The sequence below is a fragment of the uncultured Chitinophaga sp. genome (genome assembly GCF_937898475.1).
GTDB lineage: Bacteria > Bacteroidota > Bacteroidia > Chitinophagales > Chitinophagaceae > Chitinophaga.
The window spans coordinates 452,137-475,787 of sequence record NZ_CALEJS010000015.1 but is presented as its reverse complement, the minus strand read 5'-3'; the positions used below and the strand labels follow the sequence as shown (position 1 = coordinate 475,787).

The following is a 23,651-nucleotide window of genomic DNA, read 5'->3' as shown; positions in this document are numbered from 1 at the left end:
GTAATACTTCAGACAAGTGACAAGATTATCAGCCTTCCTATGCCTGATCATGGCTTTTGTGAGTACTGGAACCGTATTGGCGCAGTCGTATATCAATGCGCCCAAAATAGTTTGTACAACGGTAAAGGATAACGAGCGTTACGCAACTGTGAACGCCGGTGTAACCGGTGAAACAGTCACCGACATCCAGTACACCATTACCCCGGGTATTGAAGGAGTAGACTATAGAGTCCTATACGGCAGTATCAATTCGGTACTTGCCGGAAATCCTTCCATAGTCATCGAATTTCTCAGAGACGGCAATTACTCGGTGTCTGCCACGATGAATACCCCATCCGGTCCGCAAACAGCAGGGCCGGCTTTCGTCCGAGCCTCCGCATGCCCCATGTCTGATTGTAAAGGCGTTAATACATCCAAAACATTAGCTGGCTTCGAGGAAGATTTCGGCGTTACTGCAGTTCCGCTGGAATTATCTCCTACAAGAGGCACTACTGAATTTACAGCAAATACAAGCGGTCCACTTAACCCTAACGAATATTGCATCCAGAGCACCACCAGCGGGTTAAACCCCGACTGGGTAGTCACCGGCGATCACACCAGGAACACTGATGGCGCTATGATGATCATTAATGCAGACGCCGCGCCCAACATTTTTTACCGCAGGGAAGTAACGGGTTTATGTAAAGGCGCGATCTACAAATTTGGCGCGTGGTTAAAGAACATCGATAGTCAGGCTTACTTTGATAATAATGGTTGCGGCGGCAATTACAGCAACCCGGGTGTTACTTTTGAGATCCTGGATTCCGTAGGTGCTTCCGTATTGGCCAGTTTTAACTCCAACGATCTTTCTGTGCCCTTCCAGGCTACCCTTAGCAATAACGGCTGGCAACAAATGGAGTTCAGTTTCAAGACCAGTCCCGGCGTAAACCGTGTGATCGTACAGATTAAGAACAATGCTTCGGGCGGCTGCGGAAACAATATCGCGATAGACGATATTTACTTTGCCTATTGTACGCCTTTCATTTATTCATTCTTTGATGGTCAGACAGACCAGGAAGGCGGCGCCTATACCATGTGCGCCGGTTCTCCTACCAACCTGACTTCCGCTTATACGCCTTCCGGTTATTTTACCAAACCGCATTATTTCTGGCAATACAGTCTTGACGGTGCAAAATGGACCACTATTTCCGGTGATGGTGATGGTGTAACCGGCACGGCTACTTCTGTATTGAGTTTCGTGGAAGGCGCTCTGCTGCTGGAAGGCGATCCGGTAGTGCCTACAGTCATTTATTTCCGGCTGCAGATCTATGAGGATGGTAATACAGAAGGTTGCGCAGCGCCGTCCAAACCTATAAGAGTGACCTTATTGCCCAATCCTAAGGTAGAGGTACCGGATAACGAGATCTGTATAGGCGATACGGCCATACTAAAGGCGGAGGGCGGCTTTGATGAATACGTCTGGGATCTTCCGCTGGATACCATTGCAGAAGAGGTGCATGTATGGCCAACAGAGACTACGATCTATGCTGTTACGGGTTATAAGGAATATGGCGCCGAACGTACCTGTTCCCGTACCGGAGCAGCCATAGTAGTGGTTGATGAAAAGCCTGAACTGGACAGCGTTTCCGGTCCTTCCAATATATGCCTGGGCGAGGAAGTAACACTCTCTATACCTTCGGCGCTTGGTTTATATGATGTACAATGGACACCCACCGGCGACATTTCTACCGAGATTACACATACACCGGCAACACCGGGCACAAGTACCTATGCCGCAACCGTCACCAACGGTATGTGCGTGGTAACCGCCACGAAAGATGTGCTTGTGAATGATATACCCGTTGCCAACGCCGGTGCCGATACCATCCGGCAGTGTAACAATGGAGATTTCATCATGGCAGCCGTACTGGCAGCCGGCGAAACCGGTAAATGGAGCATTGCAGGTCCTGCGAACGGCGCCGTTATCGGAACAGACGACGATCCTATGACTCCTATAAATGGCCTTGGCGATGGGCAATCTGTTACATTGGTATGGTCGGTTCAAAAAACCGCGAATACCGCCTGCACAAGCACAGATACTGTAGTACTGATAAATGTAGCAGCGCCCATTTCCAGCCTGGCCGGTCCCGATCAGCGCCAATGCGGCACGCTCGACGTGTTCACGATGGCAGCCAACACCGTACCTGCGGGGGCAAACGGCCGCTGGACACTGGAACAGGGAACCGCCACGATTGCAGATGACACCCAGCCCAACACCACGGTAACGGTAACCGGTATCCAGGATGTCATACTCACCTGGACTATCTCCAACGCTGTCTGCACAGGCACTCCCGACACGGTGATCCTCAGCAAGAAAAATGCACCGGGTATCGTACTGAACGCCATCCCGCCGTCCTGTAACGGCAATGCGGTGATCTCCCTGCCCTATGCATCCGTAAGCGATAACCCGACATTGTTCAATGTAAGAGCAGCAGCCACCAACGTGATGCCGGGCTTCACCGCCACGGTAGACAGCGCCCTGGTTGCTTCTCCGTTAAGGTTCTCCTACCCTGCCGCTACGCCTGCAGGCACCTATGATTTTATCTTAAACATCAGTAACGGCGGCCCCGGCTGTGCTGCAGATGTGCCCTTCTCCGTAGTGGTTGAAGACGCTTCTGTAGCCCCCACTGCTATCACTGCCGACAGGCCGGAACTTTGTGCCGGCAGCGATGTCACGCTCAGCGTACAGGGTGGCAGCCTTGGCACCGGCGCCAACTGGGTATGGTATGCAGGCAGCTGCGGTGGTACCAGCATTGGATCCGGCGCAACAATTACTACCACCCTTTCCAAAACCACTACTTACTATGTGCGCGCTGAAAGTGCTGGGGCCTGCAGTACCACTTCCTGTGCGTCTCTTCAGGTGGCCATTGTAGACAAACCACCGGTAGTAACCTTCACACCTCCTGCACTTACGGCAGCATGCAGCCTGGGCAAGGACTATACTACACTGTTCGGAACACCGCAGTTCAGCCATCTGCCCTATACCAACATGCCGCTGACCGTAACCTTTGCAGACCACGCACTCGTGAATGGCTGCGATCAGACGCTCACACGTACCTGGACCGCTACCGACCAGTGCGGGTTCAGCACAACGGCTTCACAAACGATCAATATCTCTGATAAATCAGCGCCAATATTCATAACGCCCAAACCGGCGGATGTTACTGTGAATTGCGACGCTATACCGGCCGCCATCACATTGGACGCAATAGATTCCTGCTATGGGACGATGTCTGTCACACCGGTAGAGACCCGGCAGGCGATCGCCGGCGAATGCGCCAGCAACTATCAGCTGCTGCGTACCTGGACCGCTACTGATCCCTGCGGCAACACCGCCACGCTTGTTCAGACCATTACAGTAAAAGAGCTGACGCCTCCGGTATTCACTACCGCTGCGCCGGCTGATATAACGGTGGACTGTGGCAATGTACCACCGGCTGTTACGCTTACCGCTACCGAATATTGTACCGGCACCATTATCACGGCCACTTCCAGCGATCAGCGCCAGGACATTGGCGGCAACAACTGTAACTACCGCATAATCCGCACCTGGATAGCCACAGATGATTGTGGTAACAGTAGTACTGTTACGCAGAACATCACCGTACAGGATACCACCAGACCTGTGTTTGTTGTTGCGCCCCCTGCGGATGTACAGGTGAATTGCGATGCCATCCCCGCGCCGCCCAGCAATGTTGCTGCCACCGATAATTGCGGTTCAGTTAGGATCAGCCGTACGCAGATACAGGAGCCGGTAGATATCCCGGGTGTTTGCGGCGCCTTCCGCATTATCCGCATCTGGACCGCTACAGACGATTGTGGCAACGCCAACGAAGCTCGCCAGGTGATCACTGTATATTGCGACGGCCTTCCGCAGGTTGCACTGGGTAACGATACTATCCTGTGTAATGGCGAAACGCTTCGCCTGCGCGCCGATGGGAATGATATCACCAGCACCACCCGCTGGTCTGATGGTTCTACCGGTCCGGCATTGAGCGTGTCCCAACCAGGCACCTATGGCGTAACAGTAACCAACAAATGCGGCAGCAGTTCAGACGAAGTAAAGGTTACCTACATCCCATGCGATCCGAAACCAACTTTTGCCAATGCCTTCTCTCCCAACGGAGACGGTAACCATGACCGTTTCAGGCCTGTGGTATACCGTGGACTAATGCTGGGCTACCAGCTGCGCATTTACACCCGCTGGGGTCAGCTGATCTATGCAGATGAAGATCCGAAGAAGGGATGGGATGGCTCTTTACATGGCGGCCCGCAGGCCAATATAGGTACTTACATCTGGTGGGTAAGTTACAGGAAGGAAGCAGACGGACCGCCGATCATCCTCAGCGGTATTGTGAATGTACTAAGATAAACTCCACTAAGGTTTACCAGATAAACAAAGGGGCCCTTGCCAGATGGTGGGAGGCCCCTTTCCATTTGTATCAGGAAAGTATCATGAAGGCTCGTTCATTTGTATGATCGCCCTTGATGTAAGGTAGATGACTGGTATCTATATAGATACCGGACATCTACCTCTCAACTACGGGACATATACCGGACATCTACCGGACATCCCTGATCTGGGATAGTCCTGTAGCGGGTTTGTCTAGTCCTAAAATAGCTATACAGGTGAATAAAATAGTCCTGATACTGGTTATACATCCGAGTCCATAAGTCCTAAAAAAGCGCTACAGGTCATAGCCGATGCTTTATTGCCAGGTAGACCTGTAGCGGGGTTCACCCGCAAAGAAACGGGTGCATCATGAATACATGATACACCCGCTTTCTATGCGCCGCCGTAATACTGATCAGTACAGCAGGCGTGTTTTAATGGTATGCTTCACTTCCTTCAGTGCTGCGAAAGCTTCCTGCGACAACTGGCTGTCTACATCCAGCACCACATAGCCGATCTGCTCATTTGTTTTCAGGTATTGCCCCAGGATGTTGATCTTCTTTTCAGACAAAGCTGTGTTGATCTCAGAAAGCACCCCTGGCACGTTCTTATGAATATGCAGCAGCCTGTGCGTGTTTTCGATAGCCGGGACGCTCAGTGCCGGAACCGTGTGTGAGCCAAAGCTGGCGCCCTTTTCAAGGTAGTTCAGCATTTTGCTGCTCACGTCCAGTCCAATGTTGTGCTGGGCCTCTTCGGTGCTTCCGCCGATGTGCGGCGTCAGTATCACATTGGGCAGGTTTTGCAAAGGAGTTTTGAAAGCTGCGCCGTTCTTTTCCGGCTCCACCGGGAACACATCTATAGCCGCGCCGGACAGCTGTCCTTTCTCCAGGGCTTCCTTCAGGGCTTCCAGGTCTACCACTTCGCCACGTGCATAGTTCAGGAAGATAGCGCCCTTCTTTACATCCTTCAGTGTCTGCTGGTTGATCATGTTGTGGGTAGCACGCGTAGATGGTACGTGCAGGGAGATGATATCTGCCTGGGAAAACAGCTCTGCCAGTGTTTTCTGTTGCACTGCGTTGCCCAGGGGCAGCTTGGTCTCTATGTCATAATACATCACGTTCATCCCCATGGCTTCAGCCAGCACGCTTACCTGGCTGCCGATGTTGCCATAGCCTACAATGCCCAGCGTTTTACCTCTCAGCTCATAACTTCCCTTGGCCTCTTTCATCCAGATGCCTTCATGGGCGGCTTTATTCTTATCCGGGATCCGGCGTATCAGCATAACAGACAGCCCGATGACCAGTTCAGCAACCGACCTGGTGTTGGAATAAGGTGCGTTAAATACAGCTATCCCGTGCTCCTTGGCGGATTTCAGGTCAACCTGGTTGGTGCCTATACAAAAACAACCAATGGCCTGCAGCTTCCTGGCAGCTGCCAGCACCCTGGCGGTGATCTGTGTTTTAGACCGTATACCCAACAGATGCACATCCTTGATCTCACTGATCAGCTCTTCCTCACTCAGGGCGCCCGTTAGCTTCCGGGTATTGGCATACCCGGCATCTACAAATTCAGCTACGGCTGCGTCACTGATATTCTCCAGTAAGAGGATATTGATCTTTTCTTTCGGATAACTTGTCAACTTCTGCTCCATATATTAGAATATTAGTATGCGTATATAGCGCGCTCACAATTGGCTCAATAATTGTGGGTATCAGGGAAACAAGGCACAAACCTAACAGAAGTAGACCAATAATCAAACAGGTACACCGGCAAATTTGATTTTGTCAAAAAATATGTAGATCATTGCCGCGTTTTTGAAATATATTTAGCAGAATAGCAAAAAATATCAGTTGTCAGATTTTCCATGAAGCGTTTAAGAGCATTTTTCTGCATTTTAACCATATCCGGCATTTCGATATATGCCATATCCGGTTGCCAGAGCAACAGCGCGCGCGATAGATCTTCCTTTCATACAAAGACAGAGGATACTTTATACACAATAGCAGAGAGTGAAAAGAAGAAAGCGGAGATATTGAATTCCCCCCGCACTCACCAGCAGCAACAGGAGTTGTCTGCGTTTTTTACCCACAGGCTTTTAAGGACCGGCTTCAACGGCGCCATACTGGTAGCTAAGAAAGGCGTAGTGATCTTTGAACAGTATCATGGCGTGGAAGATTTCCGCAATAAGATGCTGATCGGCGAAAACTCCTCTTTCCAGCTGGCCTCTGTGTCAAAGACCTTTACCGCCATGGGGATCCTCTACCTGATGGAACGCGGGCAGCTGAACCTGGAGGACACGATACAAACCTATTTCCCGGACTTTCCTTATATGGGAATTACGATCCGTATGCTGCTCAATCACCGGAGCGGACTGCCCAATTACCTATATTTCTGCGACAGTCTCTGGAAGGGTGATAAAGGAAGTTTTCTGACCAATGACGAACTGATAAGAATGATGGTGCAACACAAGCCCCCCGTTCAGCATCAGCCCGATAAGCATTTCCAGTACTGTAACACCAACTATATGCTGCTGGCTTCCATTATAGAAAAGATCAGCAACAAGAAATACGCTGATTTTATGCGGCAAACCTTCTTTGAACCGCTGGGCATGACCAATTCTTTTGTATACGATCCCGCCAGTACTCCCCGCCCCCATCAGACCATCAGTCACAAGTATAACGGACAGGCCGAGCCAGACACCTATTTTGACGGTGTGGTGGGCGATAAAGGCATTTACAGCACCGCCCAGGATATGCTGAAATGGGACCAGGCCCTTTATTCAGGCAACCTGTTCAAGGAATCAACCCTGGAAGAGGCCTATAAACCCTACAGCAATGAAAAACCGGGCATCCGCAATTACGGGCTGGGCTGGCGCCTGATGGTTTACCCCGAAGGCGGAAAGATAGTTTACCATAACGGCTGGTGGCATGGCAACAATACCGTGTTCTACCGCTTTGTACAGGATACCACCACCCTTATTATCCTTGGCAACAGATATGACCGAGGCATTTACCAGGCCATTAAACCCATCAGGGGAATTCTCGGCAGTGCCGAAGGTGACGATGATTACGAGGAATAATTTTTGAAATTCCAAATACCAGATTCCAAATTCCAAATGATTGTCCCGGAGATCTCCGCGACTTTGAAATCTGGAATCTGGTATTTGAAATTTGGTATTTGGAATTTGGAATTTAAACTTTTGAATGCTAATCACCCGTGCTTTCTGTTGGGCAGTACATTCTCACGTGTCCAGGTGATCTTTCCCGTAAATGCTTCACTTCTTACCGGGCATTCCATCAGCTGGCAGTAATGGCAGCAGATGGGCAGGCAGGGGTCTGTATGAATAAAGAACTCCACTTCACCGGCAGGTATTTCACTGTTCACCAATGTTTCCATTGCCTTCAGCTCTTCATGTGCCTGGCTCAGCTGCAGGTAGTAAGGCAGGGTAAGATGGCAGTCAATGTGATAGTTGTTGCCGTATTGCTGTACACGCATATTGTGCACGTCTATCCAGGCAGCTCTCCTGTTCGCGTTGAGGATGCCCGTCACCCGGTCTATCATCTTTATATCCGTCTCGTCCATCAGGCCGGAGATGGAGCGGCGCAGCAGCTGGTACCCCTTCCGCAGGATCATTAGTCCCATTATGACAGAAACGGCAGGATCTACCCAGGTCCAGCCGGTAAAACTGATGACCGCCAATGCTGCTATCAGTCCAACGCTGCTGTACACATCCGTCATAATATGCTGACCGTTGCCCGAAAGGGTAATGGATGACAGTTTCCGCCCGGTACGCACCAGGTACTGGCCCAGCAGCAGGTTTGCCAATGCGGCGGCGCTGATCAGCCAGATACCGTGTGAAAGGCCGTGCAGAACGGCAGCGCCAAGGAAATACTGTACTGCCTTAAAGAGAATGAGGCAACCGGCAATAAAGATCATCGCGCCTTCAAAACCAATAGAAAAGAACTCTATTTTGCCATGGCCGTAGGGATGGTTTTCGTCTCTCGGCTTGCCCGCCAGGTAAATGCTGTAGGAAGCAAAAGCGCCGGCAACTACATTGATAATAGACTCCAGTGCGTCAGACAGAATGGCTACAGAATGCGTGAGAAAATAGGCCGTAAATTTTGCGGCAGTCAGTATAACGCTGACGAGCAGGGAAAGCAGGATGATGCGAAATTCTCTTCTAAGCAATGGTTTTGGTGTTGTTCCTGCAAAAAAAGGAAAAAAGAAGGGAACCGTGAAGGCCTATTATTTGAAGAATTTTCCTATGAGATACAGCACAAGGCTTAAGACTATGCTGATCAGCAACATGGTGGTAACGGGCGCAAAAAAACTGAAATTATCGCGCTGTATGCGGATGTCGCCCGGCAGGCGGCCCAGCCATTTCAGCTTGTCGCCCGCGTAGCGTAGTACCAGGCCCGCAATAACCGACAGTATGCCGAGGATGATAAGTATTTTTCCTGCATCTTTCATCAGGGGTAAAATAACAAATTCCTAATTCCAAATTCCAAATTTAAAGTCCAAATTCCAAACAGGATGGTTGTTTCAATAAGCCCTCTTATCTGGAATTTGGATATTGGTATTTGGAATTTTCTACAATCGTAGTTATCCAACGGCCTCCTTTGTGGCGGAGCTTTCTTTGATCAGCTCAACGTCTGGTTTGGATTCATCTGTCAGCTGTACTTTACCCCTGTTGCTTCTTACGATCCTGGAGAAGAGTGAGATCTCTTTGTCAAACAGGAAGCGGAAGAATAGTTTGGTCCAGGAAGTATGGTAGTACAGTGTATTGTAAAAAGAAGAAGCCTCATTCCTGATCTGCGGCAGTTTGTTCCAGGGAATGGAAGGAAAATCATGGTGCTCGTTGTGGTAACCCACGTTGAAAGCTACATTGTTCAGCACACCGTAGTAGCTGTAGGTTTCCTGTTCGCCATGGGTAAGATAATGCTCCTGGATCCAGCGGGCGCCCAGGGGGTGTAATCCCACAGAGAAGAAGAAGCTGGCTACCAGGAAGCCAATGGCTTTAGGTCCCCACAGTAAAGTGATAGCAGTTACAAAAGCGATCTGCACCAGCCAGTTCAGGGCTATCCAGCCGTCAAAAGGTTTGATCTCTTTCAGCCTGGATATGCGGAACACCTGGAATAGCGGGTAGAACAGCAACCAGATCACTTTGCCGATGAAATAATTATTGATCAGCTTTGCCTCCCAGCGGTTAGGCAGGTCGGCATCCAGCTCATGAACTCCCTGGAAAGAGTGATGCTTAATATGGTAGCGCTCGAAGGAAACCGAACTGGGCATCACCTGGGGTACGTTGGCCAGGATGCCGGCCAGGCGGTTTGCCGCTGGTTTCTTGAAAAGCAGTTTATGGGCACATTCGTGGATCATCACGAACAAGGCATGATCCGCAAAAGCCCCCAGGAGGTATGCAGCCCCCAGTACAATCCACCATGACTGATCCCTTACCAGCCATGCCATCACAATCTGGAATGATACGAGACCGAGGATCGCCCAAAATGTCTTTGGATTTTTACCGATCAGGTTACGGATACCAGGATGTTGTTTTAAAATCTCTTTCGTTCTGATACGATGCGGCTCCGGCTGAGCCGAGTGTACAAAATCAGTTGTAGTAGTTCGCATATAAAGCAAGATAGGAATAATAAAATCAAAAATACAATTTAGGAATAGTTAATATTTGTTAAAACCAGAGGAAAGACAAGTTGAATATAAACAGTTGTAACAGTTTATTATATAACGCTTCTGTGTGATTGTTATTGTGGCCTAATCACATGCTTGTAAGTGTGTACCAGCCGCTGCAATTGTACTGAACCTGGGTGTATTTAACGGCGCTGATGTTGTGCTTTCTGACCGGCACCCGGAACTCCGGAGGAAGAACATATGTTCAACATAACAAGTGATCATTAACGTTTTCATGGTATAGGAAAAAGCTGGGTTACTTGAACAAAGTATCTTACTGAAAATGTTTTTACTACCGTCAAAACTAGAAATATTATTGAATTAAACAAAGCGCTCCCAAAATAAAAAAACCGCCGGGAAGCCTGTTCCCGGACGGTGCAATTATCAGGATAGTTATCAGCCTTTATCTATTATCAGTTTCGTCCTACGTACACAGACCAATGGTCTTCAAAAGGTACGTAAACAAAGTCTTTACCGGTTTTAGCTTCTTTCCATTTGTCGCATATGTCGTGATAGAAATAGAACTTTGAGTAGTTACCATACTTTGCGTTCACCTTGTAAATGTACAGGCTATAGTTGTTGGCTGATGCGCAGGTACCTTTCTCCAGGTTAATGGAGCTGATGGCCAGTTCCCTCATCTTCCCGGCTATAAGCGGATTGCATACGCTGTTGTTCCTGATGGAAGGCGCTGTTTTGCAATCTACCACAATATAACTGCTGTATTCATCAGGGTTGAGCTGAGGTATGACCAGCGAATCAATGAGTTGGTTCAGTTGCTTTAATTGCTCCTCTTTCTGGTAAAAGGTGTTCCTGAGATACTCCTCCTCCGTCACTCCTTTACAGGAAAACAGTAAGGATGCCATAGTGCAAACGAACAAAAGCGAATGTACATGCTTAAGATAAACTCGCATACTGAATGGTTTAATAAGTTAGTAATCCCGGATACAGGGCTATTTTGATGGGACACTTTATTACTGTGTAAAAAGATTTTGGTTCTTATCCTCCCGGTCTGTTCTCATAACATGCTGGTGGTACCATACCAAGCTTTCTGTGCGACATAACAAATGTACAAAATATCTAATAATATATATTATTAATTTATTCAAAAGGAAAATATGTATAAAGATAAAAGCCGTCCTGAATGATCAGGACGGCTTAGTATATTAATTATATATTATAACCGGGAGATTATGCGTTACCTTCGGGCCTGGAGGCGGGCTGAGCCTGGGGCGGCTGTTGCTCCCTGGGTTCCCTGGGTTCCTTGTTACCGCCTTCCTTGCTGCCTCCCTCCTTCTTCTTGGCTGCTTTGGGAGCGAAGATGGCAATCATGCGTTTACCTTCCATGGTGGGCATCCCTTCCAGGGCGCCAACTTCGGCCAGGCGTTCGGCGAACTTCAGCAGTATCAGCTCTCCGCGCTCCTTGAACATAATGGCGCGGCCTTTGAACTGCACGTATGTTTTCACCTTATTGCCGTCTCTCAGAAATTTTTCGGCATGTTTAGCTTTGAAGTCGAAGTCATGATCGTCGGTATTGGGCGTAAAGCGGATCTCTTTTACCTCGCTTTTATGCGCCTTGGCTTTCATTTCCTTCTCCTTCTTCTTCTTCTCGTAAAGGAATTTATTATAGTCGATGATGCGACATACTGGCGGAGTGGCATTGGGGGATATTTCTACCAGATCCAGTCCCTGCTGTTCAGCCATATGCAGGGCTTCTTCTGTTCTGTAAACGCCTACTTCAACATTTTCTCCTACTAGCCTTACTTCCGGTACACGTATCATTCTATTGGTACGATGCTCTTGCTGTTGTTCCCTACGAAAGTTCGGGTTTCTCCCGCGGTTAAAATTTGGTCTGGGTGATTGTTGCATTAAAAAAGTAAAAATTAATTAATAATTGTCCAGGTATTACAAATTTAAGGTTATTCACTATCAATAAATATACCTGAAAAGAAATTATTCAAATGTTTCTATTCAAAAGGTTTCCGGTTTGCTACTTCATCATTCAATAAGCCGATGAACTGATCCAGGTGCATGGTCCCCAGATCCCCTTTTGACTGCCTTCTTACGGCTACTACTTCCTCGGTGGCTTCTTTCTCGCCCAGTACCAGCATATAGGGTACTTTGGCAAGTTCCGCCTCCCGTATCTTCTTGCCTATCTTCTCGTTACGGTCATCGATCTCCGCGCGAATTTCCGCATTTTTTAACAATTCGGCTATTTTTTCTGCATATACCAGGCTTTTGTCGCTGATCGGCAGCACTTTTACCTGGGTAGGTGTGAGCCAGAGGGGAAATTTACCCGCGCAGTGCTCAATCAGTACGGCAATAAACCTCTCCAGGGAGCCGAAGGGCGCACGGTGTATCATTACCGGGCGGTGCTTCTGGTTGTCAGCGCCGATGTATTCCAGCTCAAAGCGCTCGGGCAGGTTGTAGTCTACCTGGATGGTGCCGAGCTGCCATTTACGGCCCAGCGCATCTTTTACCATGAAGTCGAGTTTGGGGCCATAGAAAGCCGCCTCCCCGTATTCAATCACGGTATTCAGGCCTTTTTCCCGGGCAGACTCGATTATAGCCTGCTCTGCCAGGTTCCAGTTCTCTTCAGACCCGATGTATTTGCTCCGGTCTTCCTTGTCGCGCAGCGAGATCTGGGCGGTATATTCTGTAAAGCTCAGGCTTCTGAACACGTACAGCACCAGGTCTATTACCTTGATGAATTCTTCTTTTACCTGGTCAGGACGGCAGAACAGGTGTGCGTCATCCTGCGTAAAGCCGCGTACACGGGTAAGGCCGTGCAGTTCACCATGCTGCTCATAGCGGTATACGGTACCGAATTCGGCAAAGCGTACCGGCAGGTCTTTATAAGACTTGGGCGATGAACGGTAGATTTCGCAGTGATGGGGGCAGTTCATGGGTTTGAGCATGAACTCCTCTCCTTCTTCCGGCGTATGGATGGGTTGAAAACTGTCCTTTCCGTATTTCTCGTAGTGCCCGGAGGTGATATACAGGTTTTTGTTGCCGATATGCGGGGTTACCACGGGCAGGTAGCCGCTCTCTATCTGGGCTTTCTGCAGGAACTGTTGCAGGCGCTCCCGCAGCTGCGCGCCTTTGGGCAACCATAAAGGCAGTCCTAAACCTACTCTTTCGGAGAAGGTGAACAGCTCCAGTTCCTTACCCAGTTTGCGGTGATCGCGCTTCTTGGCTTCTTCCACCAGGGCCAGGTACTCATCCAGCTCTTTCTGGGTGGGGAAAGTAATGCCATAGATGCGGGTCAGCATCTTATTTTTCTCGTTACCGCGCCAGTAAGCGCCGGCAATGCTGGTTAGTTTTACAGCCTTGATAAAACCGGTGCTGGGAATATGCGGGCCGCGGCAGAGGTCTGTAAAGCCGCCCTGGGTATAGAATGTGATGGTGCCATCCTGGAGATCGTTGATCAGCTCCAGTTTGTATTGATCGTCTTTGCCGGTGAAGTACTGCAGGGCTTCTGCCTTGCTTACTTCCTTCCGCTGATAAGTATTATTCTGTTTGGCCAGTTCAGCCATTTTAGCTTCCAGCTTCTTCAGGTCTTCTTCGGAGATGGCCTGTCCGCCGAGGTCTACATCGTAATAGAAGCCATTCTCAATGGCAGGGCCAATACCAAACTTTACGCCGGGGTACAGGGCTTCCAGGGCCTCTGCCATCAGGTGGGCGGAAGAGTGCCACATGGTTGCTTTACCATCTGTATCGGTCCAGGTAAGCAGCTGCAGCGTAGCGTCTGTCGTTATGGGACGGGTGGCGTCTATTACCTGCCCGTTTACTTTTGCTGCTAAAACTTTACGTGCCAGTCCTTCACTGATGGACTTGGCAATGTCTAATGCGGTGATCCCTGGTTCGTACTGACGGACTGCGCCATCCGGAAATGTAATGTTGATCATATTGGTTCAAATAGCTATTGGCTGTTAGCTTTTAGCTGTTAGCTTAAATAAAATGCTTGCGAAGATAAACATTTTTCCTTGCATCATCATCGCAGCAATAATGGCTATCCACCAACGATCAGCGGTTAAAATTTAAAGTTCCAGGTAACGGCTGGCAGGATCGGGAACAGGGATACCCGCCTGGCCCTCAGGGTAAGGTTATCATTGAGTATCTGTCCGTAAGTGTCAAAGTACAGGAAGTACGTATTCATACGGCTGTAAACGTTATACACCGAAAAGGCCCAACTGCTTTTGAACCTGCGCTCCGGGTGGCGGTTGGGTGTATATACGGCAGAAAGGTCCAGCCGGTGATAGGGCGGCAAACGATAGCTGTTGATATTGGCATACTCCTGTACCAGGGCGCCTTCGATCATGTAGAATTTGGTAGGCAGGGTAGTAGTGTTGCCGGAACCAAAAATGAAAATGCCGGAGAGGTGCCATTTTTTGCTGAGCTGATAGTTCCCAACCACTACCAGGTCGTGGCGGCGGTCGTATTTTGCAGGGAATTTCTTACCCTGGTTCAGGTCGGGGAACTGGCGCCAGGTCCGGGCCAGGGTATATCCCAGCCAGCCGGTAAAACGTCCTTTGGTCTTATTGATGAAGAACTCTGCCCCATAGGCCCAGCCTTTACCGAATACAAAATCCTCTTCGGGGTCTTTCAGGGAGGGGCTGTAGCCCTGCCGGTATTCTATCTGGTGCTGCATGTCTTTGTAGTAAACCTCTACAGACGTTTCCCAGGTATCATCATTAAAGTTACGGTAGTAGCCCAGCGAGTATTGCCAGGATATCTGTGGCTTCACATTGTAGGTACTGGGTACCCAGAGGTCGGTAGGCAGCGAGGTGCCTGCATTGGTAACCAGGTGTATGAACTGGTAGTTGCGGGTGGCGGATGCTTTTACGGCGTTCTGGTTATTCCAGGCATAGCGCAGGATGGCCCTTGGCTCCAGTCCGCCGTAAGACCTCACCGGCTCCCAGTTCTTGTACACGGTGCTGTCTGTCTTAACGCCCCCTGCGTCTTCCCTGTACCGGGTATATGGCCCCACCTGCTGGAAACCGCTATAGCGTACACCGATGTTCAGCTTCAGCTGGGGCGTCAGCTCCCAGTCGTCCATCAGATAGAGTGCCGCTTCATGCGCATATTTGCGGTAGGCATTATCCGGCGTGAAGTGGGTACTGTCCTGGCGGCCGGAAATAGAATAGGGCGTAAAACGATGGTAGATATAATTCCCGCCAAAGCGGATACGGTGATTAAAGTTGGCGAAATAGTCGAAGTCCAGCTTTGTGTTCACATCACTGATGCCGGATTTGAACGTCACCTCAAAATTATTCTGCTTGCCGGAAAAACTGAAACGGTAATCATTGAAGATAACAGACGTATTGGCAAAGAGTTTCTTGCTGAAAATATGGTTCCATCTTAAGGTGGCGGTAGCGTTTCCCCAGGGAATGTCTGCATCAAAGGTGCGGGTGCCGCTGCGGAAGGTGAACACGTCGCGGCCAAAATAGCCGCTCAGGAACAGCCTGTCGCGATCAGAGAATATATAGTTGGCCTTCAGGTTCAGGTCGTAGAAATAGTACCCCGATCCGCCATAGGTTTTGTTCTCTTTCACAAAGGGTTTAGCAATCAGGTCGATATAGGTACGGCGGGCGGATACGATAAAAGAAGACCTGTTCTTTTTGAGGGGACCCTGCAGCGAAAGCCGGGAGGCGATGAGGCCCAGGCCGCCTTCCCCCTGTAGTTCCTGGTTATTGCCTTCCTTCATGCTGATGTCTACCACGGAAGAGAGACGGCCGCCGTAATTGGCAGGCATCCCGCCTTTGATCAGGGTGGTATTACGGATAGCGTCTGCGTTGAAAACGGAGAAGAAGCCGAACAGGTGGCCCGTATTATACACCGGCGCTTCATCCAGCAGGATGAGGTTCTGATCTGGTCCGCCGCCGCGTACATATAACCCGGCATTCCCTTCGCCGGAAGCCTGCACACCCGGCATCAGCTGCAGCGCTTTCAGCACATCTGCTTCTCCCAGGAAGGTAGGCAGGCGTTTAACCGTTTCTGCCGCCATCTCAGAGCGTCCCATTTCAGTGGAAGCCACATTTTTGCTCTGGCGCCTGTCTGTGATCACCACTTCCTGTGCCTGGTAGGTTTTGGGGGCCAGCACCAGGTTCATGCGCATGCTGCTGTCCAGCCGTATGCTACGCACCTGTTCCTCAAAGCCCAGGAAAGAACATACGATGGTATACTCCCCTTCCGGGAGGCTCAGGGCATAAAAACCATAGGTATTGGACTGCACCCCGTTGGCGCTGCCCTTTACGTACACCGTAGCCCCCGTCAGGGACTCGCCATTGGTGCTGTCGCGCACATAACCGCTGATAGTGAATTTCTGCTGGGCTACTGCCAGCAATGAACAACACATGCAAAGCATGGATAAGACGGAACATCTTACGATAAGATATGGATTGTTCACGCTCATGGTAATTAGCCCCACAGTTCTGGTTTAGAAGCGGTTATCGCTCCAGGTTTTTCGTTAACTGTTCCCTGCTAAAGTCGTCTGGTGCTTCTGGCAGGATTTCATAGGATATCTTCATTTCATGCTCACATACATCAACCTGACAAAAATAAAAAAAATATATGATATATATGTTACAAGGCAGCAAATACCATTCCTATATTCGAACATCTGTACATTAATATTACCTTTGTGTGCTTTAAAATAGCTGTTAGCTATTAGCTGCTGGCTTTTAGCTAACAGCTAATTGCTAATAGCCAATAGCTTTACTTAACATTTATATCTTATTATGCTGATTGCGTTACAGGACATTACTTTTGAATTCGGAGCCCGGGTGATTGTGGAAGATGCATCCTGGCATATTGTGCCGGGAGACCGTGTGGGGCTGATAGGATTGAACGGAACCGGTAAATCAACACTGCTGAGAATCATCAACGGGGAATATTCCGTTTCCAAAGGCAGTGTGAATAAGATCCGGAACCTGAGCATCGGCTTCTTCAACCAGGACCTGCTGAGCTTTGAATCTGATGAGTCTATCCTGAACGTAGGCATGACCGCCTTCAGCGAAGCGCTGGAACTGGAAAAAGAGATCGACCGTATTACCAAAGAACTGGAACACAACCAAACGGAAGCATTACTGCATGAGTTCAGCGACAAACTGCACGCTTTTGAGGCGCTGGATGGTTATAACATGCGGCACAAAACCGCCCAGGTGCTGGAAGGCCTGGGTTTCAGCACCGCAGACCTGGAACGGCCTTACAGCCAGTTCTCCGGCGGTTGGCGGATGCGCGTGCTGCTGGCCAAACTGATATTGCAGCATCCCGACGTGCTGATGCTGGATGAGCCTACCAACCACCTGGACCTCCCTTCTATTGAATGGCTGGAAAAATACCTGCAAAATTATAACGGCGCCGTGATCATCGTTTCGCACGACCGCTATTTCCTTGACAGGATGGTGAACAAGATCGTAGAGCTATACCAGCAGCAGTTGCACCACTACTCCGGCAACTATGAGGATTACGAGCAGGAAAAAGACCTGCGCCGCGAGCTACAGCAACGCGCATACGAAAACCAGCAGGAGTACATCCGCCAGCAGGAACGCTTCATCGAGCGTTTCAAGGCTAAAGCCACCAAGGCCGCCCAGGCGCAGAGCGCCATGAAAAGGCTGGAAAGACTGGACCGTGTTGAGCAGGTTGACAGCGGTCCCTCCAAGATCAGGATCAACTTCAATGTGGATAAAACACCCGGAAAGATATTGTGTACTCTTACGGGAGTGACTAAACGTTTCGGTAACATCACCGTATTAAATAACACCGGTGCAGAGATCAACCGCGGCGATAAGATTGCGCTCATAGGCGCCAACGGTAAGGGTAAATCTACCCTGCTGCGCATTATTGCGGGCACCGAGCAGATGGAAGGCGAACGCATACCGGGCCATAACGTAGTACCGGCCTTTTATGCCCAGCACCAGCTGGAGGCCCTCCACATGGATTATGAGATACTGGAAGAACTGAAATCTGCGGGCAGCGGCCGTAATGAGCTGGAACTCCGCTCCCTCCTGGGCTGCTTCCTCTTTACCGGGGATGACGTGTTCAAAAAGATCCGTATCCTCTCCGGTGGTGAAAAAGCCAGGGTAGCCCTTGCCAAAACCATCATCAGCCAGGCCAACTTCCTGCTGCTGGATGAGCCCACCAACCACCTGGACATGAACTCCGTACAGATGCTGATAGATGCCCTGGGTAAATATGAAGGCAGCTATGTACTGGTATCACACGACCGTTACTTTGTAAGCCAGACCGCCAATAAGATCTGGGAGATCGTTGACGGGGAGATCAAAGAGTTCAAAGGCACCTATGCAGAATGGGAAGAATGGAAGAAACGCCAGGCTGCGGCCTCCCAGCCTACCAAACCCACTAAGAACGACCGGAAGAACAAGGGCAGTGAGCCTGCCCCCGAACCACCAAAGCCTGTCGCGCCAGCTGCACCTGTAAAGTCAGCTCCTATTGATAAAGAAGCCAAACGCGAGCTGCAGAAACTGCAAAAGCAATTCCAGCAGCTGGAAACCGAACTGGCCAGGCTGAATGAAAAGAAACAGCAGCTGGAAACCGCCCTCGGCAATCCCGATGTATATGGCGACAAAGGGAAGTTCCAGCAGATAGAGAGCGACTATAAGCAAACACTTAAAGACCTTGAACAGGCCAACCAGCAGTACGAGTCTGTGTTTGAAAAGATCGTTGAGCAAGGTTAATTCTTAATTTAAAGGGGTATGCAGAAAATTCTTGTAGTTGAAGACGAAGTAAAGGTTGCCAACGCCGTCAAAAAGGGGCTGGAGGAGAATGGCTTTGAAGTAGAGGTGGCCTATGATGGCCGTATGGGCAAAAGCCTGGCCTCCGGTAACAGCTATGACCTGGTGATACTGGACCTGAACCTGCCGCATAACAACGGCTACGAGATCTGCGAAGTGATACGGCAAAGGAATATCCGCATCCCCATTATCATGCTGACAGCGCTGGGCGGAATGGACGACAAGATGCAGGCCTTTGAACTGGGCGCGGATGATTACCTGGTAAAACCCTTTGACTTCCGCGAACTGCTGGCCCGCATCCGCGTATTCCTGAAAAGAGCCGGTGCAGATGTGCAGCAGAGCAGTCTTTACAAGATCGTGATCGCCGACCTGGAAATAGACCGCGAAAAGAAAGAAGTGACCCGCGGCGGCAAAAAGATCTCCCTCACCGCCAAAGAATACCAGCTGCTTGAATTCCTGGCCCTGCATAAAGGCAAGGTCATTTCCAAACTTACCATCGCAGAAAAAGTATGGGATATTGATTTCGATACCGGCACCAATGTGATAGAGGTATATATGAACTTCCTCCGCAAGAAGATCGATAAGGATTTCGACAATAAGCTCCTCCATACCAAAACAGGGATGGGATACTACCTGGGGGATGAATAAATTGGAAGTTTGAACGTTTGAAAGTTTGAAGATGTCCGGCATAACCAGGCCACCTTCAAACTTTCAAACACTCAGACTTTCAAACGCTCAAACATGCTAATGTGAAGATTAAATATAAAATAGGGATCTATTATACCGTATCGGCGGCATTGCTGCTGATCGCATTTGCATCCCTGGCCTATTATTTTTCTGCACAGTCCAGGAAAGCAGAATACCTGGAACGCCTGGAATACCGCGCCCGCTCCATTGCCAATGTGATCATCGAAGGCGATATGGTGAGAATAGACCTGCTGCGTAAACTGGACAAAACCACCTTCCAGGACCTGTACAAGGAAACCATCCTGGTATATAGTCCCAATAGTCCCAATTACGATCTCCTCTACTCCAATCTTAAGGATACGGCTATACGCACCAGCCGCGGATTGCTGGATTACATCAAACGCAATGGCATTTACAGCTATGAAAAGGACAGCGATGAGGTGGTGGGGGTTTATTATACTGAAGGTAATATCTCCGTGATCGTGCTGGTATCCTCACTGGATATGTATGGTTTCCAGAACCTGCAGAACCTGCGGCGCATCCTGCTGATAGAGCTGGTGGTGGCCGTTATTCTGCTGGTGATCATCGCCTATTTCTTTTCCCGGAACATGGTGGCCCCTATCACCCAGCTGGTGAACCAGGTAAATATCATCAATGCCAACAACCTGCAGGACACTAAGGTGGACATACGGGGGCGGGACGAGATTGCCACCCTGGGCAGCAATTTCAATACCATGCTGCAACGCCTCAGCGATTCCTTTGATCTGCAGAAAAGCTTTGTCAGCAATGCCTCCCATGAGCTGCGCACGCCACTGGCCTCCATTATCAGCCAGCTGCAGGTGACCCTTTCAAAGGAAAGAAGTAAAGACGAATATGCGGCGGTACTCAACTCCGTGCTGGAAGACGCGGTGAACCTTTCCGATCTTACCAATGGCCTCTTACAACTGGCGCAATCAGACCTGAATGAACAGCGGTTTGCTTTTTATGAAGTGCGCATGGACGAGCTGTTGCTGGAGATGGGCAATCTCATTAAATTAAAACAGCGCGGAAAGGTAGATATCCGGTTTGAAAAGCTGCCCGAAACAGATACCGAGATCACCTGCCATGGCAATGAAACCCTGCTGAAGATCCTCTTCCTGAACCTGGTGGATAATGCCTGTAAATTCTCTCCGGACAATACTGCCAGCGTAAGCATCGATTTTCCTGCCGGGTATATAGAGATAAAGGTGAAAGACAATGGTATCGGCATTGCCGCCGGGGAGCTGGATAAGGTGTTTGAGCCCTTTTACCGCGGATCAAACACGCATCAGACCAGGGGCCATGGCCTGGGCCTTTCCATCTGTAAAAAGATAGTGCAACTACATAAAGGATCCATCAGTGTCAGCTCTACACTGAACAAGGGCACCATCTTTACCGTAGTTCTGCCACACATGTAACAGGCTCCCAAACCCTTAAACCTCCAAACTGATTTTAAGCCCATTTTAATCTTCCTTAAAGGCCCCTTTAATTCTCCTTTCAGAGCTTTGCATCAGAAATTGAGACTGAAACGTCACTTATATGCAAAAAAAGCTCTGGATTATAACTACAGCCCTGTTAATATTTTCACTCAGCAGCATGGCGCAGGTTATACAGCCCATCACCTTACAGGAAGCGGAGGATACTTTCCTTCACCGGAACTACCAGTTGCTGGCGCAACGTTTCCGGATCGATGCGGACCAGGCGCTTGTTCAGCAGGCAAGGTTATGGAACAATCCTTCATTCAGTGCAACCTGGGGCTTCGGCACCACTGATAAAATACAACCTTTTTATGGAGGCAACGGCGGCCAGACCGCTTACAGCGTGGACCAGCTGATCACGCTGGCGGGAAAACGCAATAAAGCCGTGCAACTGGCAAAACTGAACGCCGGCACCACACAATCCGGGTTCTTTGAACTGATGCGCACCCTGCGCCTGCAGCTCAGGAGTAGCTACTACCAGCTGTATTTCCTGCAGGAAACAGAAAAGGTATTGCAGCAGCAGCTGTCTAACCTGCAGAAGATCGTAGCGGCTTATGAAGATGCAGACAGGAAAGGCAGTGTGGCCCACGCAGATGTGATCCGCCTGCGCGCACTGATGGTAGGCCTCACCAATGATTATACAGACCTGAAGCAACAGGAACTGGCCTCACAGTTAAACCTGCAGCAATTGCTTGGTAACGACCGCCAGTATGCGCCTAACGTGGATACCGAAGGCCTGTCGCGCTACAACCTTCAGCTGAAAGGTTATACGTTGCCTGCTCTTATAGACACCGCCTTGCTGAACCGGCCCGACCTGCGTATTGCACAGCAGCAGTTACAGCAGGCGCAGATGAACTACAGCCTGCAGAAAGCGCTGGCGGTACCGGATCTGCATGTAGGCGCCACCTATGATAAATCAGGTAGCTATGCGCCCAACTTTGTAGGACTGACCCTGGGCATTGACCTTCCCTTCTGGAACCGCAACCAGGGCAATATCCGCTCTGCCGGCAGCCAGGTAAAGGTACAGGAGCAAAACCTGGCGCAGGGCAACAACATAGTAGCAACAGATGTGCAGCAGGCCGTGCAGAAGATCAGCCTGATGGACCACCAGTACCAGCTGCTGGATTTCAGAAGCTTCAACCAGGAATATAACAAGCTGATAGATGAGGTAGCCCTCAACTTCCGTAAAGGCAACATCTCGCTGCTGCAGTTCATTGATTACTTCAACAGCTACAGCGATAACGTTAAGAACACCAATAAACTGATGCTGGACCGGATCACCGCATATGAGGAGTTGAATTTTGCGACCGGAACGGAGTTGTTCTGAAAGTTTGAAAGTTGCCTGATGATACCGGACACCATCAAACTATTAAACTTTCAAACGGAATAAATTAAACGCATAATTGTAAATGAATAATAACATGAGTCGTTTTTTAAGCCTGGCCTTACTTTTAGCCAGTGCTGCCTGGTGGACCAGCTGTAAACACACACAGGCCGAAGATGCCGAAAAAGAGACTTTCGTGCTGAGCGACACCATGTTGCAAAGCATCCGGATAGATACCGCGGCTGTAAAACCCGTGCAAAGCGATCTGCGCCTCTCCGGCAAGGTGTCGCCGGATGTGGGTAAGGTACTCAAGGTATATCCCCTGGTGAGCGGCTACGTAAAGGATATCAAAGTTCAGCTGGGCGACTACGTGCAGAAAGGCCAGATACTGGCCGTGATCCAGAGCGGCGAGATCGCCGACTACGAAAAGCAGATGTCGCAGGCGCAGACAGACCTGGCCGTTGCTGAAAAAGGGCTGAAAGTGGCGCAGGACCTGTACAGCAGCCAGCTAAGCACCGAAAAAGATGTGGTGAATGCGCAGGGCGAAGTAGATAAAGCCCGTGCAGATGTGAACCGCCTCAACGATCTCTTTAAGATATACCGCCGGGGCAACGGCTCCACCTACCTGGTAACAGCGCCCATCTCCGGTTATATCATTGAGAAGAATATCAATAATAACATGGAGATCCGCAGTGATAACAGCCAGAACATCTTTACGGTCTCCGAACTGAATGATGTATGGGTACTGGCCAATGTGTTTGAAACAGATATCGCCCGTGTAAAGGAAGGCTACGATGCAGACATTGTGACCATCAGCTACCCGGACACCGTGTTCCATGGCAAGGTAGATAAAATCTATAATTTCCTGGACCCGGCCACCAAGACCATGCAGATCCGTATCAAGCTGGATAACAAAGGCCTGCAGCTGAAACCGGAAATGTTTGCCACAGTAACACTGCACTATAACGAAGGCGAACAGCGGATAGCGGTACCGTCTTCCGCACTGATATTTGACAGAAGCAAGAACTATGTCCTGGTATTCAAGGATAAATACAATATACAGGTACGTGAGGTAGAGCCTTATAAAACCTCGGGCAGCCTGGCCTACCTGAACAAAGGGCTGAACCCGGGCGAAAAAGTGATCAGCAGGAACCAGTTGTTAATTTATAACGCCTTAAACGATTAGTGAAGCTTAAGGGTTGAAAGTTTGAAAGTTTTAGCGTTTGAAACGTTGGCGACTAAAATGCTTTCTTAAACGCTTAAACGCTCAA

15 protein-coding genes are annotated in these 23,651 nt (G+C 49.6%); 7 read left to right on the top strand and 8 right to left on the bottom strand.

Annotated elements, in window-relative coordinates; all coding sequences use genetic code 11:
• Window positions 1–16 precede the first annotated feature (16 nt).
• The gene (locus Q0577_RS08775; RefSeq protein WP_298734965.1) at window positions 17–4,411 is read left to right on the top strand and encodes a gliding motility-associated C-terminal domain-containing protein; all 4,395 of its coding nucleotides are present in this window, start codon (window positions 17–19) and stop codon (window positions 4,409–4,411) included.
• A gap of 436 nt (window positions 4,412–4,847) precedes the next feature.
• On the opposite strand, the gene serA is transcribed toward Q0577_RS08775, so the two are convergent.
• A complete protein-coding gene (gene serA, locus Q0577_RS08770) occupies window positions 4,848–6,083 on the bottom strand; it encodes a phosphoglycerate dehydrogenase (RefSeq protein ID WP_298734963.1) in 1,236 nt (411 codons plus the stop codon).
• Between the two features lie 213 nt (window positions 6,084–6,296).
• On the opposite strand from serA, the gene Q0577_RS08765 reads away from it, so the two are divergent.
• Window positions 6,297–7,511, top strand: coding sequence for a serine hydrolase domain-containing protein (locus tag Q0577_RS08765; protein WP_298734962.1), 1,215 nt, complete (start codon window positions 6,297–6,299; stop codon window positions 7,509–7,511).
• 131 nt (window positions 7,512–7,642) lie between these two features.
• Here the strand turns inward: Q0577_RS08765 and Q0577_RS08760 are convergent, their stop codons facing one another.
• From Q0577_RS08760 to Q0577_RS08730, 7 genes are all read right to left on the bottom strand, one after another.
• The gene (locus tag Q0577_RS08760; protein WP_298734960.1) at window positions 7,643–8,620 is read right to left on the bottom strand and encodes a cation diffusion facilitator family transporter; all 978 of its coding nucleotides are present in this window, start codon (window positions 8,618–8,620) and stop codon (window positions 7,643–7,645) included.
• 57 nt (window positions 8,621–8,677) lie between these two features.
• Window positions 8,678–8,902, bottom strand: a complete 225-nt coding sequence (locus Q0577_RS08755; RefSeq protein ID WP_298734957.1) for a DUF2905 domain-containing protein — start codon at window positions 8,900–8,902, stop codon at window positions 8,678–8,680.
• Window positions 8,903–9,034: 132 nt separating this feature from the next.
• A complete protein-coding gene (locus Q0577_RS08750; RefSeq protein WP_298734954.1) occupies window positions 9,035–10,063 on the bottom strand; it encodes a fatty acid desaturase in 1,029 nt (342 codons plus the stop codon).
• Between the two features lie 470 nt (window positions 10,064–10,533).
• Complete coding sequence (locus Q0577_RS08745) at window positions 10,534–11,031, bottom strand: hypothetical protein (protein WP_298734952.1); 498 nt, start codon at window positions 11,029–11,031, stop codon at window positions 10,534–10,536.
• A 277-nt stretch (window positions 11,032–11,308) separates the two neighbouring features.
• Window positions 11,309–11,986: a translation initiation factor IF-3 gene (infC, locus tag Q0577_RS08740; RefSeq protein WP_298734949.1), complete on the bottom strand. Its 678-nt coding sequence runs from the start codon at window positions 11,984–11,986 to the stop codon at window positions 11,309–11,311.
• A gap of 98 nt (window positions 11,987–12,084) precedes the next feature.
• Window positions 12,085–14,025 carry a threonine--tRNA ligase gene (thrS, locus tag Q0577_RS08735; protein WP_298734946.1) on the bottom strand — a complete coding sequence of 647 codons (1,941 nt, stop codon included), beginning with the start codon at window positions 14,023–14,025 and terminating at the stop codon, window positions 12,085–12,087.
• A 125-nt stretch (window positions 14,026–14,150) separates the two neighbouring features.
• A complete protein-coding gene (locus Q0577_RS08730; protein WP_298734943.1) occupies window positions 14,151–16,475 on the bottom strand; it encodes a TonB-dependent receptor in 2,325 nt (774 codons plus the stop codon).
• 382 nt (window positions 16,476–16,857) lie between these two features.
• Between Q0577_RS08730 and Q0577_RS08725 the strand changes: the two genes are divergently transcribed.
• From Q0577_RS08725 to Q0577_RS08705, 5 genes are all read left to right on the top strand, one after another.
• Complete coding sequence (locus tag Q0577_RS08725) at window positions 16,858–18,816, top strand: ABC-F family ATP-binding cassette domain-containing protein (RefSeq protein ID WP_298734941.1); 1,959 nt, start codon at window positions 16,858–16,860, stop codon at window positions 18,814–18,816.
• An 18-nt stretch (window positions 18,817–18,834) separates the two neighbouring features.
• Window positions 18,835–19,521, top strand: a complete 687-nt coding sequence (locus Q0577_RS08720; RefSeq protein ID WP_298734939.1) for a response regulator transcription factor — start codon at window positions 18,835–18,837, stop codon at window positions 19,519–19,521.
• A gap of 101 nt (window positions 19,522–19,622) precedes the next feature.
• On the top strand, window positions 19,623–20,996 hold the full coding sequence (locus Q0577_RS08715; protein ID WP_298734936.1) for a HAMP domain-containing sensor histidine kinase: 1,374 nt from the start codon (window positions 19,623–19,625) through the stop codon (window positions 20,994–20,996).
• A gap of 121 nt (window positions 20,997–21,117) precedes the next feature.
• A complete protein-coding gene (locus tag Q0577_RS08710) occupies window positions 21,118–22,383 on the top strand; it encodes a TolC family protein (protein ID WP_298734933.1) in 1,266 nt (421 codons plus the stop codon).
• A gap of 94 nt (window positions 22,384–22,477) precedes the next feature.
• A complete protein-coding gene (locus Q0577_RS08705; RefSeq protein WP_298734930.1) occupies window positions 22,478–23,566 on the top strand; it encodes an efflux RND transporter periplasmic adaptor subunit in 1,089 nt (362 codons plus the stop codon).
• Window positions 23,567–23,651: the final 85 nt, after the last annotated feature.